This window comes from Solibacillus cecembensis, from assembly GCF_050272495.1.
Lineage (GTDB): Bacteria > Bacillota > Bacilli > Bacillales_A > Planococcaceae > Solibacillus > Solibacillus cecembensis.
In genome coordinates this window covers 26,717-40,295 of sequence record NZ_JBNNMF010000010.1, presented here as the reverse complement: position 1 = coordinate 40,295, position 13,579 = coordinate 26,717, and the positions used below count along the sequence as shown (strand labels likewise).

The 13,579-nt window shown below is 38.3% G+C and carries 13 protein-coding genes; 11 read left to right on the top strand and 2 right to left on the bottom strand.

Annotated elements, in window-relative coordinates; all coding sequences use genetic code 11:
• Positions 1–31 precede the first annotated feature (31 nt).
• Positions 32–1,219: an elongation factor Tu gene (gene tuf, locus ACQKIH_RS10495; RefSeq protein WP_057986315.1), complete on the top strand. Its 1,188-nt coding sequence runs from the start codon at positions 32–34 to the stop codon at positions 1,217–1,219.
• A gap of 189 nt (positions 1,220–1,408) precedes the next feature.
• Here the strand turns inward: tuf and ACQKIH_RS10490 are convergent, their stop codons facing one another.
• Positions 1,409–1,714, bottom strand: a complete 306-nt coding sequence (locus tag ACQKIH_RS10490; protein WP_427765755.1) for a hypothetical protein — start codon at positions 1,712–1,714, stop codon at positions 1,409–1,411.
• 286 nt (positions 1,715–2,000) lie between these two features.
• Here ACQKIH_RS10490 and ACQKIH_RS10485 point away from each other — a divergent pair, with 286 nt between their 5' ends.
• Positions 2,001–4,184, top strand: coding sequence for a malate synthase G (locus ACQKIH_RS10485; protein ID WP_427765753.1), 2,184 nt, complete (start codon positions 2,001–2,003; stop codon positions 4,182–4,184).
• A 70-nt stretch (positions 4,185–4,254) separates the two neighbouring features.
• On the opposite strand, the gene ACQKIH_RS10480 is transcribed toward ACQKIH_RS10485, so the two are convergent.
• Entirely contained in the window at positions 4,255–5,142 is an 888-nt protein-coding gene (locus ACQKIH_RS10480) for a LysR family transcriptional regulator (RefSeq protein WP_057986309.1), read from the bottom strand.
• Positions 5,143–5,300: 158 nt separating this feature from the next.
• Here ACQKIH_RS10480 and ACQKIH_RS10475 point away from each other — a divergent pair, with 158 nt between their 5' ends.
• The 9 genes from ACQKIH_RS10475 (at position 5,301) to rplW (ending at position 13,542) form a co-directional block, all read left to right on the top strand.
• Complete coding sequence (locus ACQKIH_RS10475) at positions 5,301–5,978, top strand: response regulator transcription factor (RefSeq protein ID WP_427765750.1); 678 nt, start codon at positions 5,301–5,303, stop codon at positions 5,976–5,978.
• Entirely contained in the window at positions 5,975–6,970 is a 996-nt protein-coding gene (locus ACQKIH_RS10470; RefSeq protein ID WP_427765748.1) for a sensor histidine kinase, read from the top strand. The genes ACQKIH_RS10475 and ACQKIH_RS10470 overlap by 4 nt, the downstream gene beginning before the upstream one ends.
• 103 nt (positions 6,971–7,073) lie before the next feature.
• Positions 7,074–7,835 carry an ABC transporter ATP-binding protein gene (locus tag ACQKIH_RS10465; RefSeq protein ID WP_427765745.1) on the top strand — a complete coding sequence of 254 codons (762 nt, stop codon included), beginning with the start codon at positions 7,074–7,076 and terminating at the stop codon, positions 7,833–7,835.
• A complete protein-coding gene (locus ACQKIH_RS10460; protein WP_427765742.1) occupies positions 7,825–9,807 on the top strand; it encodes an FtsX-like permease family protein in 1,983 nt (660 codons plus the stop codon). The genes ACQKIH_RS10465 and ACQKIH_RS10460 overlap by 11 nt, the downstream gene beginning before the upstream one ends.
• A 116-nt stretch (positions 9,808–9,923) precedes the next feature.
• Entirely contained in the window at positions 9,924–11,243 is a 1,320-nt protein-coding gene (locus ACQKIH_RS10455) for a Na+/H+ antiporter family protein (protein ID WP_427765740.1), read from the top strand.
• A 371-nt stretch (positions 11,244–11,614) separates the two neighbouring features.
• Positions 11,615–11,923, top strand: coding sequence for a 30S ribosomal protein S10 (gene rpsJ, locus ACQKIH_RS10450; protein ID WP_008406970.1), 309 nt, complete (start codon positions 11,615–11,617; stop codon positions 11,921–11,923).
• Between the two features lie 54 nt (positions 11,924–11,977).
• Positions 11,978–12,607, top strand: coding sequence for a 50S ribosomal protein L3 (gene rplC, locus ACQKIH_RS10445; protein WP_427765738.1), 630 nt, complete (start codon positions 11,978–11,980; stop codon positions 12,605–12,607).
• Positions 12,608–12,634: 27 nt separating this feature from the next.
• The gene (gene rplD, locus ACQKIH_RS10440) at positions 12,635–13,258 is read left to right on the top strand and encodes a 50S ribosomal protein L4 (protein ID WP_057986294.1); all 624 of its coding nucleotides are present in this window, start codon (positions 12,635–12,637) and stop codon (positions 13,256–13,258) included.
• Entirely contained in the window at positions 13,258–13,542 is a 285-nt protein-coding gene (rplW, locus tag ACQKIH_RS10435) for a 50S ribosomal protein L23 (RefSeq protein ID WP_057986293.1), read from the top strand. The genes rplD and rplW overlap by 1 nt, the downstream gene beginning before the upstream one ends.
• Positions 13,543–13,579: the final 37 nt, after the last annotated feature.

The following is a 13,579-nucleotide window of genomic DNA, read 5'->3' as shown; positions in this document are numbered from 1 at the left end:
ACCAAACATATATTTGAGGAGGCATTTTCTAATGGCTAAAGAAAAATTTGACCGTTCAAAAACCCATGCTAACGTTGGTACAATCGGACACGTTGACCATGGTAAAACAACTTTAACTGCTGCAATCGCTACAGTTCTTTCTAAAAAAATGGGTGGGGATGCGAAATCATATGCTGATATCGACAACGCACCAGAAGAAAAAGAGCGTGGTATTACAATCAATACTTCTCACGTAGAATATGAAACTGATACTCGTCACTACGCACACGTAGACTGCCCAGGACACGCCGACTATGTTAAAAACATGATCACAGGCGCTGCTCAAATGGATGGCGGTATCTTAGTAGTATCTGCTGCTGATGGTCCAATGCCACAAACTCGTGAACACATCCTTTTATCTCGTCAAGTAGGTGTTCCATACTTAGTAGTATTCATGAACAAATGTGATATGGTTGATGACGAAGAATTATTAGAATTAGTAGAGATGGAAATCCGTGACCTACTATCTGAATATGACTTCCCAGGCGACGATATTCCAGTAATCAAAGGTTCAGCTCTTAAAGCATTAGAAGGCGAGCCTGAGTGGGAAGAAAAAATCGTTGAATTAATGGACGCTGTAGATTCTTACATCCCAACTCCAGAACGTCAAACTGACAAACCATTCATGATGCCAATCGAGGACGTATTCTCTATCACTGGTCGTGGTACAGTAGCAACTGGCCGTGTTGAACGTGGTCAAGTTAAAGTCGGCGAAGTAGTTGAAATCGTTGGTATTACTGAAGAAGCGAAACAAACAACAGTAACTGGTGTTGAAATGTTCCGTAAATTATTAGACTTTGCTGAAGCTGGTGACAACATTGGTGCATTACTACGTGGTGTAGCTCGTGAAGAAATCCAACGTGGTCAAGTATTAGCTAAACCAGGCTCAATCACTCCACACACAAACTTCAAAGCTGAAGTTTATGTTTTATCTAAAGAAGAGGGTGGCCGTCATACGCCATTCTTCACTAACTACCGTCCTCAGTTCTACTTCCGTACAACTGACGTAACAGGTATCTGTAACTTACCAGAAGGCGTTGAAATGGTAATGCCTGGTGACAACATCGAGATGACTGTTGAGCTTATCTCTCCAATCGCTCTTGAAGAAGGTACAAAGTTCTCTATCCGTGAGGGTGGACGTACTGTTGGTGCCGGCGTTGTTGCTTCAATCCAAAAATAATTTTAGCTTATGCTAATAGTAAAAACCCCCTACTTGGACGCTTGTAGGGGGTTTTTACTATTTATTTTTAGTACAAATCAATGTTTTAAGCAATTATACTTAGACGTCACGAATTATAAAATAGAGTAAAAAGGCATTTTGATTAATTTCAAAATGCCTTTTTACTCGTATGGGAAAATTAGTTGGATTTTATATAAAAATCTTTTTTAACTTCTCCGGGAGCAATCTATTTAAAATTCGGCTAATACTAATAATCGTGGCTATAACGATTATGATCGACATGCCCCATTTAAAATACTTGTTTAAATCAAGTACTAAAAGCCAATCAAATATCTGTGCGATCAACCCAAGACTTACAGAATAAATGCCTACATACGTAATGAAACCAAAGATTACTTTGTTTATTGGAAGCCCTTTTAATTGTTTGCGATGATTCAACATTTTAAAGACTGCAAAGACAGAAAAGAGTACAACTAATAAAATGGATATTTGCAAGATGTCACCTCTAATGTGTAATTCTTATTCTATTATACGAGATATTATAAGTAACGTCATGTAGAAGCATCTATTTTAATGAAGCGATATAGTTAAAGGGCATAATGATTATGCGAAATATGTATTTCATTTATATACCCTTATAGAATTATAATAATAAACAAGAAGAGGGGATTTCTTTTCTAAGTGGATGAACGAATTTGTAATTTATTGCGGTCCACATGAAAATGGGACTTTGTTTTGTCCAGCTAATACCAAATAAAGATGTTCAAGGGGGATATTGTTCATGTCAACATATGTACAAGTGGGGAATTTACAAGTATCATCAACTTTATACGATTTTATTAACGGGCAAGTACTACCAGGTAGTGAGGTAGAACAAGTAGTATTTTGGGAGGGCTTTGATCAACTGATTCATGACTTAGCACCGGAAAATCAAGCGCTATTAGCAGAACGAGATTCATTACAAGAGGCAATAAATGAGTGGCATAAGGAAAATAAGGGGAATTTTGATTTTACCGCATATAAAGCTTATTTAGAGGGAATCGGTTATTTAGAGCCGAAAGTAGCGCCTTTTAAAGTGACCACTGAAAATGTAGATACAGAAATTGCATTCCAAGCGGGGCCACAATTAGTTGTACCAGTAAGCAATGCACGTTATGCAATTAATGCGGCAAATGCGCGTTGGGGAAGTTTATATGATGCACTTTACGGAACAGATGTTATTAGTAATGAAGACGGAGCTGAAGCAGGTAAAGGCTATAACCCGGTTCGTGGTGGCAAAGTAATCGAGTATTCGAAACAACTTTTAGATCAAGCGGCTGAATTACAAGGTGCAACTCACAAAGATGTTGTGAACTATGCGATTGTTGATGGCTTATTACAAGCGAAGTTATCAAACGGACAAACGACAGGTTTAGTTCAAGAAGGAAAATTAGTTGGCTATTTAGGGGAAGCGGCAGAACCAACTGCTGTAGTACTTAAAAATAATGATTTACATGTAGAAATTCAAATCGATCGCCTTGATGCAATTGGTAAGGATGATGCAGCGGGTGTGAAAGATGTTGTTTTAGAATCAGCTATTTCGACAATTATGGACTGTGAAGATTCCATAGCTGCTGTTGATGCAGAAGATAAAGTTGAAGTGTATTCAAACTGGTTAGGTTTAATGAAGGGCGACTTAACAGCTACATTTGCAAAAGGATCAAAAACGTTAACACGTACATTAAATCCAGACCGAGTATATACAAGCCCAACTGGTGGGACTGTGACAATTAATGGACGTTCATTAATGTTTATACGTAATGTAGGCCACTTAATGACGAACCCAGCGATTTTATATAAGGGTGGCCAAGAAGTGCCTGAAGGAATTATGGATGGTGTGATTACAAGTTTAATTGCAAAACATGAGTTGCTTGGTAACGGACAATACAAAAATTCACAAAAGGGCTCTGTTTACATCGTAAAACCGAAAATGCATGGCTCAAAAGAAGTGGCATTTGCCAATAAATTATTTGGACGTGTAGAAGATATCATTGGTGTAAGTCGTAATACATTAAAAATAGGTGTAATGGATGAAGAACGCCGTACATCGCTTAACTTAAAAGCGTGTATTCAAGAGGTTAAGGAACGTATTGTATTTATTAATACAGGATTCTTAGACCGCACAGGGGACGAAATTCATACATCAATGGAAGCAGGTCCAATGGTTCGTAAAGGTGAAATGAAAACGTCGACTTGGTTAGCGGCATATGAAAAGTCGAATGTTGTAGTCGGTTTAGATGCAGGCTTACAAGGGCGTGCCCAAATTGGAAAAGGGATGTGGGCAATGCCGGATTTAATGGCGGAAATGCTGAAGCAAAAAATTGCGCATCCACAAGCAGGAGCAAATACGGCATGGGTACCATCTCCAACAGCAGCGACGTTACATGCAATGCATTATCATGAAGTAAATGTAAAAGAAGTTCAAAAAGGAATGCCGACTTCAGAGGATTTACAAGATGCGATTTTGCAAATTCCTCTAGCTCCATCAACAGACTGGACGCCGGAAGAGATTCAACAAGAGCTAGATAATAATGCACAAGGGATTTTAGGTTATGTTGTGCGCTGGGTAGAGCATGGTGTAGGATGTTCGAAAGTTCCGGACATTAACAATATCGGTTTAATGGAGGACCGCGCGACATTACGTATTTCAAGTCAACACGTAGCAAACTGGTTACATCACGGGATTTGTACAGAAGAGCAAGTGCAGGAAACGATGGAGCGCATGGCGAAAGTAGTAGATACGCAAAATGCAGATGATCAAGAATATGTTGCAATGGCAGCGAATTTTGTTGAATCTGTAGCATTCCAAGCGGCTTGTGATTTAGTGTTCAAAGGATATGAACAGCCAAGTGGATATACAGAGCCAATTTTACACAAAAAACGTTTAGAAGCAAAAGCGAAATTTGCTCAAAAAGTGAACGCGTAATCTAATAAGGGGTGACTTTGATTATAGTTAATCAAAGTCGCCTTTTATTTTGTTTAGAATGCTGTTTAGTTTACTTAGGCATAAAATCACGTGCGAGTTCTATAAATTCACGAACAGCAAACGGTAAGTATTTATTTTTCTTCCACGTAATGCCGAGCTCTAAATGAATGACTTGCTCTTTTAAAGGAATGGTCTTAATCGTGTCATATGTAATCTTTTCAGCAATCTTTTGCGGGAGTAACGCGATGCCGAGCTTAGCTTGCACCATCTCGATAAATAAATCTTTTTGAGATGTTTCACAAACAATTGTTGGGAAATAGCCGGATTTTGAGCATTCTTCAATAATACGATCATATAAAATGAAATCATTGCGGTAAATGATAAATGCTTCGGATTGTAAATCGGACAGTTCAATAAATTCCTGCTTCGCTAGTGGGTGGTCATGATGAACAATTAATACAAGTGGATCTTTTACAAATCGAATGGTTTCTAATTGTTCATTCGTCGAGCAAACGCTACATACTAAGCCGATATCTAGTTCCCCAGCTTCAATCCCCTGTCGGATGCGTTTTGTGCCCACTTCAGTTAATAAAATTTCAATGTATGGATATTTTTCTTTGTAATAGCTAATTAATTTCGAAAAAAATTCTGCCCCGACAATTGGAGGAATACCAATTCGGATTTGCCCCTTTTTTAATTCCATTAAATCAGTTAATTCGGAGCGTAGGTTATGGAAAGACTCCAGTACTTGTAAGGCATTTACTAAAACAGCGTGTCCAGCGTCCGTTAACTCCAATTGCTTTGATGAACGGTAAAATAGCGGTACACCAAGTTCAGATTCTAAATTTTGAATCGCTTTACTAATGGAAGGTTGTGATACGTGCAATATGGTGGCGGCTTTCGTAAAGCTTGATTGTTTGGCAACTTCAACAAAATATTCAATTTGGCGGATATCCATGAATTCAAACCTCCTATACGAACGTTTGAATTCATTATATCAAACAAAGCATCTGGCGGTTGCCACAGATTTTGAATTGTGCCAAGCTAAAATGATGGAAATAGTTGTAAGTTTGCCGTTCGTGTATAATATAATAGCATTTAAAGGAGTGGATAAACTTGAAGATCATGCTAATAGAAGACGATCCATCAATTTTTGAGTTAATACGTGAGCGTTTTTCGCAATGGGATATTGATGTAGTAGGTCCTGAAGACTTTCAACAAGTAATGGATACATTTGAAAAAGAACAGCCTGAGCTTGTTTTAATCGATATTCAATTACCAGCATATGACGGCTTTCATTGGTGTCGAGAAATTCGCTTCGTATCAAAAGTACCAATCATCTTTCTATCCTCACGTGATCATCCGATGGATATGGTGATGGCGATGCAAATGGGGGCGGATGATTTTGTACAAAAGCCTTTCCATATGGAAGTATTGATTGCGAAAGTACAGGCACTGTTAAGACGAACATATACGTATCAAGAGCAGGCACCAGAAATCATCCAATGGAACGGAGCGCAAGTAGATTATAGTCGAAGTGAAGTCAGCTTGAACGGCGAAAAAATGGCGTTAACAAAAAATGAGCTTTTTATATTGCGTGTTCTGTTATCTCAAGCGGATAAAATCGTGTCACGCGACGAATTAATGCGCAAACTTTGGGATGATGAGCGTTTCGTCAATGACAATACGCTAACAGTGAACGTGAATCGTTTACGTCAACGGTTGGAGGAAATCGGATTAGAAGAGGTCATTTTAACGAAAAAAGGGCTTGGATATATGGCGGTTACTTTATGATCTGGCTATTTTTAAAGGAACATGCACAGTGGTTTCTGTTTTACGTTTTATCATTAATTAGTTTGAATGGTTTGCTCGTACTGGATAGTGGGCTTTATCATGTGTCGATACTGTATTTAAATAGTGTATATAGCGTGCTATTCTTCCTTTTTGTTGGCTGGCGTTTTTTAAAGGATTGGTCGCATTTAAAAAGAATGGAAAATCAAAATTTCGAAGACTTAGACCGTATGCAGAGCCCCTATATGTCACTTTTAGTGGATCGTTTTCAACAAGAATATGCACATCAAACAAATGAGCTCAATCAGATGAAAATTCAAGTATTAGAGGAACGCGATGATTTGCTTGCATGGGTACATGAAGTGAAAACACCTTTAACTGCGATGAAAATTATGATTGAGCATGTAGAAGATGGGAAGCTACAAACGCGCCTTGAGCATGAATGGCTTCGTCTCTATATGCTTGTTGACCAACAGCTTCATCAAACACGGCTCCAAACGATGGAACAGGATAATCGTTTAGAGCGTGTGGAACTACACAAAGTAATTTCTAATGAAATTCGTTCGTTGAAAGCTTGGTGTATGGAAAAGGGGATTGGTTTTGAAGTAGAAGAGTTGGAGCTAGAAATCGTAACGGATGCGAAATGGCTAGCGTTTATTTTGCGTCAAATTTTATCAAACTCAGTAAAATATAGTCATGAGAACTCGGAAGTGCATATTTTTATGTCTCAGCAACAAGAGAATTGGGCATTACATATACAAGATAGCGGGATAGGAATTGCACCAGAGGATTTACCGCGCATTTTCCGGAAGTCGTATACGGGTTCCGTTGGGAGAGAATCAACAGCTGCAACAGGGATGGGACTGTATTTAGCACGAAATGCTGCAACAAAAATCGGTATAAAGCTATCGGTAAATTCGAAAGTCAATGAAGGCTCAACTGTTACGCTAGTGTTTCCTGAACAAAATGAATACACGAAACTTTACGGTATGTGACGGAATTGTCATGTACCGTTTCTTTTTGTCATGCAAATCAAACGATTAATGCGTATGAACCTTGTACAATTAAGGGCATAAGGAAGCTGAAGGGAGCACAAAGATGAGTATTTTAATTGGACGCAAAATTAAAAAGACATATGGTAAGAAACAGATGGCCTATGAAGTATTAAAGGGCATTGACTTAGAAGTAGAAAAAGGTGAATTTGTTGGGATTATGGGTTCTTCAGGATCGGGTAAGACGACACTTTTAAATGTTCTATGTTCCATTGACCGTGTAACAGAAGGGCTTGTAGAAATTGACGGGCAACAATTACAAAAAATGAAAGAGCGTGATTTAGCGAAATTCCGTCGAGATCAATTAGGTTTTATTTTTCAAGACTATAATTTACTTGATACATTAACAGTAAAAGAAAATATTTTACTGCCACTATCCATTACAAAAATACCAAAAGCAGCAGCAGAGGCACGATTTGCAGAGCTTGTGAAAATATTAATGATTGAAGATATTGCGAATAAATACCCGAATGAAATTTCAGGTGGTCAAAAGCAACGAACTTCTGCGGCGCGTGCACTTATTTCTAATCCATCAATCGTATTTGCGGATGAGCCAACTGGGGCATTAGATTCGAAGTCAGCAACAGCGTTACTGAGTAATTTAGTAAAAATTAATGAACAAAAGAATGTGACGATTATGATGGTAACACATGATGCAGTGGCCGCAAGTTTTTGTTCGCGTGTATTGTTTTTAAAAGACGGGCAGCTGTATACGGAGTTATATAAAGGTGAAAAAAGCCGCAATGACTTTTTCCAGCAAATTTTGCATACGCAAAGTGTGCTAGGTGGTGACGGTCATGAAGCTTAATCAGTTAGTTTTTAAAAGCATGTTGAAAAATATCAAACATTATTATTTATACTTTTTTGCCCTAATTTTTAGTGTCACTCTATATTTTTCATTTGTGACATTGCAATATAATGAGTCGGTTATGCAGACGGCAGCGAATAGCGGATCTGCCGCAGCTGGTTTAAAAGCGGCAACGTACATTTTGTATTTTATCGTCTTATTATTCGTACTTTATGCAAATCATTTATTTATGAAGCGTCGAAGTAAGGAAATCGGGCTGTATCAATTAATTGGAATGACGAAAGGATTAATTATTCGTCTTATTGCACTCGAAAATATTGTCTTGTTCGTTGGTGCAGTGATCGTTGGTATGTTATTTGGGTTTTTAAGCTCACGGATTTTTGCGATGTTATTATTGAAAATCCTAGAGCAAGATACCGTGGTGGCAATGTCATTTAGTATGGAAGCAGTAAAACAAACGGTGCTGCTGTTTGCGATTTTATTAGCTATTATTTTAGTACAGATGGCCTTTATGATTCGCCGTGTATCGTTATTATCGCTTTTCACCGCTTCAAAACAAGCTGACGAACGTGTGAAACGCGTTAGCCCACTACAAATGATGATGGGCGCTATTGGGATTGGATTGATTAGTTACGGCTATTACGCATCCACACAGCTTTTCTCGGAGGATTCTGCAAATCAGTTATTTTTAAACATGATGATCATTTTAGCGACAACGATTGGCGGCACGTTTTTTGTGTTTCGTTTTTCTATAGCCTTCGTGTTGAATTTAATGCGAATGAAGAAAAACGGGCATTTATCACCTGTTGATGTACTTGCATTAACACCTATTATGCACCGTATGAAAGGGAACGCGAAGTCACTAACATTAATTACAATACTAACAGCAGTATCTCTTGCGATTTCAATACTTTCTTATATTTCGTATTATTCTGCAGGTGAAAAGGCATTTTCAGACTCGCCAACAGATTACACATTATATGATGACAATGGGAAGGAATTTTTAGCCGCGTTAGATGCAGAAGAAATTGATTATGATGCGGTGGATTTACGTTTACAAAAGATGGAGTTTTCACTTGAAGAATTAGTTGCCGAGCATATGAAAAATAATGATATGTGGAATATGGACATGGAAATTCATGCTGTGCCATTATCGGACTATGCAAAACGTTATCCAGGATTGAAGTTAAAAGGAAATGAAGCAATCATTACGGGATATAATAATTTATTATCAGAAATGCTTCCTTTAGAACCAGGGAACGTAACGATGAAAGCTGGAGACCAAAGCTATCCGGTTGAGGTAATGAAAATAAAGGATGAATACTTAATTGGTGGCATTGTTGCTGGCAATGGGCCAGCATTAGTCGTGTCAGATGCATTATTTGAGCAATTGGTGCAGCACAAAGACATGTCGGTCTGGCATAAGCAAACATCCCTTTCATTGAATGACCGAGGTGATTTAGCTCATGCAGAAACGCTCTATAAAGAAACGGGTGCCAATCATAATGAATTTTATAAGGCAGATGAAAAGGGTGAATTACACTTAAATACGCGTGATCAATCAAGTTTGGAAGGATCGCGGACGAACTATATTGGTATGATGGGTGTTACCATTTTCACGACAGCATTTTTAGGGTTAGCCTTTTTAGTAGCGACGGGGAGTATTTTGTATTTCAAGCAAATGACTGAAGCAGAAGAAGAACGCGAAGCTTACACCATTTTACGTAAAGTCGGTTTCACACAGCAGGAGATTTTACGGGGAGTTTACATGAAGCAGGCGTTTAATTTCGGTTTACCACTAGCGATCGGTTTGTTGCACAGTTATTTTGCAGTTAAATCCGGTTGGTTCTTATTCGGATCAGAGCTGGTTAGACCGCTACTTATAACAATGGGACTTTACATCGTATTGTATATAATTTTTGCATTGCTTTCTATTAGTTATTATAAAAAAGTAATTAAAGAGTCATTATAATAAAAAGGACTGTCGATTTAATATGAATTGACAGTCTTTTTACATTGACAGCATGTAGGTGAAATATTATACTTTATCACATTAGTGATTTAGCATACGAAAGTGAAGTGTAATAGATGAATGCAGTTTTAGTTGCGGTAGGAATCATGCTTATATTAAGTTTAATGCGTATTAATGTAGTGTTATCTCTAACTGTAGGGGCTATTTTAGGTGGGCTAGTAGGCGGATTGAATGTACAAGATACGATAAACGCCTTTGTAGACGGTTTAGGTGGAGGTGCTACGATTGCACTTAGCTATGCCTTACTTGGTGGATTTGCACTGGCAATCTCACGTACAGGTATTCCAGAAGTTTTAGTACAGCTAATTTTAAAAATCGTGCAGCGTGAGGGAGAATCGCAAAAGAAAGGTTTAGCGAAAGCGCTAATAATTTTTGTGCTATTAGCACTCGCAATTATGTCGCAAAATGTAATACCAGTGCATATCGCCTTTATTCCATTAATTGTGCCGCCAATGATTAAGCTAATGAATATGTTAGAAATTGATCGTCGTTTAATTGCGAGTACGTTAACATTTGGTTTAATTATGCCGTATATGTTTTTACCATTTGGCTTTGGTTTAATATATCAGGAGCTTATCGTGACACAGATGGGCTTAGCCGGCATGGAAATTGCACTTTCTGATGTTCCTAAGGCAATGATGATTGTTGCGTTAGGGATGGTTGTGGGACTTGTTGCGGCGTTTGTCGTGTATCGTAAGCCACGTAAATATAAAATGATTGAAGTAGAGACGGAAGAACAATCGAAAGTGGATGTAAAGCCGCGAAATATTTTATTTGCTGCAATTGCTTTAATCGCTTCACTAGCAGTTCAAATTCCAACGGGTTCAATGATTATCGGTTCGTTAGTTGGGATTAGCATACTCTATGTTACAGGGGCATTAAAGGTAAAAGAAGCAGATGAAATATTAACAGATGGCATGCGTATGATGGCATTTGTAGGTTTCGTTATGATTGCAGCAAACGGTTTTTCAGCTGTAATTAATGCAACGGGGGATGTTGAACAGCTTGTAGTGGGAGCAATGGATCTATTTGGTGGAAATATAGCGATTACTGTATTTGCCATGTTAGTTGTAGGGCTTATTGTTACGATGGGAATCGGTTCTTCATTTGCTACAATTCCAATCATTGCAGCCATTTTCGTTCCGCTTGCAATGGAACTTGGCTTAAGTGAGTTAGCAATTATTTGTTTAATTGGTACAGCCGGTGTACTTGGAGATGCAGGATCACCTGCATCCGACTCAACGCTCGGTCCAACAGCAGGGTTGAATGTGGACGGACAGCATAATCACATTTGGGATACATGCGTTCCCACGTTCCTATTTTATAATATCCCACAAATCATTTTCGGGTGGTTAGCAGTGGTTTTCTTCCTATAATATAGATACATCACTTTCTACGTTTAGAGGGTGATGTTTTTTTAATAACACAAGTAAGTTTTAAGAGATAATGCGCTGATTAATAAATTATATAGATTTAGAATCGTTTGGGTTGATTTCGATATGATAATCTTATATACTAATAAACGGCTCAAAGAGAGCGAATGTAGTAAATAAGAATAAAACATTTTAAAATGAATTTTGCTAAACCACTTGCAAATTTCTTTTTTATTGTGTACAATGTTTAATGTTAGTCTTTGACTGCGATGAAGCGAGAGGTTGCCGACACACCCGGCCGCTTTGCCATGGCGGTGTGTAGGAGAAATTTTCGTGGAGAATGTCTAGAAAATAGGCGAGAGGGAGGGAAAGTAATGGCAAAACAAAAAATTCGTATTCGTTTAAAGGCGTATGATCACCGTATCTTAGATCAATCTGCTGAGAAAATCGTTGAAACTGCGAAACGTTCAGGTGCTGGAGTATCAGGTCCGATTCCACTACCTACTGAAAGATCTGTTTATACAATCTTACGTGCGGTTCATAAGTACAAAGATTCTCGTGAGCAATTTGAAATGCGCACACACAAACGTCTTATCGACATCGTTAACCCAACACCACAAACTGTTGATGCGTTAATGAAGCTTGATTTACCATCTGGCGTTGATATCGAAATCAAACTTTAATGGTAAAAACAAATATACAAAACTTTTTCTTAAAATTAACAGGAGGTGTGACAAATGACTAAAGGAATCTTAGGTAGAAAAATTGGTATGACTCAAGTTTTCGCTGAAAACGGTGATTTAATCCCGGTAACAGTTATCGAAGCTACTCCAAACGTAGTTTTACAAAAGAAAACTGTTGAAACTGATGGCTACGAAGCGGTTCAAATTGGTTTTGAAGACAAGCGTATTAAGCTTTCTAACAAACCAGCACAAGGCCACGTAGCAAAAGCGAACACTGCCCCTAAGCGCTTCATCCGTGAGTTCCGCAACCTAGATGTAGCGGCTTACGAAGTTGGTCAAGAAGTCAAGGTTGAAATTTTCGCTGAAGGCGATGTAATCGATGTAACAGGTGTATCAAAGGGTAAAGGTTTCCAAGGTGTTATTAAACGTCATGGTCAATCTCGTGGTCCTATGTCCCACGGTTCTCGTTACCACCGTCGTCCAGGTTCAATGGGCCCAGTTGCTCCGAACCGCGTATTCAAACAAAAGAAATTACCTGGTCAAATGGGTGCTACTGTTATAACAATTCAAAACCTTGAAGTTATCAAGGTTGATGTTGAACGTAACCTATTATTAGTAAAAGGTAATATCCCTGGTTCTAAAAAAGCATTAGTAACAGTGAAAACTGCTATTAAATCAAAATAATTCTCTTAAAGAAAGGAGGAAACTCGAATGACAAAAGTATCTTTACTTAGTCAAACAGGTGCTTCAATTGGTGAAATCGAATTAAACGATGCGATTTTCGGAATCGAGCCAAACGAAGCTGTATTATTCGACGCAATTATTGCTCAACGCGCATCTTTACGTCAAGGTAATCACAAAGTTAAAAACCGTTCAGAAGTTGCTGGTGGTGGTCGTAAGCCATGGCGTCAAAAAGGGACTGGTCGTGCACGTCAAGGTTCGATCCGCTCTCCACAATGGCGTGGTGGTGGTGTTGTATTCGGTCCTACTCCACGTAGTTACTCTTACAAATTACCAAAGAAAGTTCGTCGCTTAGCTCTTAAATCAGCTTTATCAGCTAAAGTGTTAGAACAAAAATTAGTAGTTCTTGATGCATTAACTATTGATGCACCAAAAACAAAAGATTTCAAAGCAGTACTTGCTGCATTAGAAATCAACAAAAAAGCGTTATTCGTTACTGCTGAAGTAAATGAAAACGTAGCATTATCTGCTCGTAACATCCCTGGTGTTACAGTGTTAACAGCTGAAGGAATCAACGTATTAGACTTAGTAGGTCACGATAAAGTTGTATTCACTCAAGATGCTGTAAAAAAAGTTGAGGAGGTGCTTGGATAATGGAAGCACGTGATATCTTAAAACGTCCGGTCATTACTGAGCGTTCTTCAGAAATTATGGCAGAGAAAAAGTATACTTTCGAAGTAGACACTCGCGCTAACAAAACTCAAGTAAAACACGCAGTTGAAGAAATCTTCGGCGTTAAAGTTGAGAAAGTAAACGTAATGAACTACAAAGGTAAGTTCAAGCGCGTTGGTAAATTTGGTGGCTACACTAACAAACGTCGTAAAGCGATTGTTAAATTAACTGCTGAATCAAAAGAAATCGAGTTATTCGAAATCTAAAATTTGATATATTGAACTTTTAAGAAGGAGGGAAAAC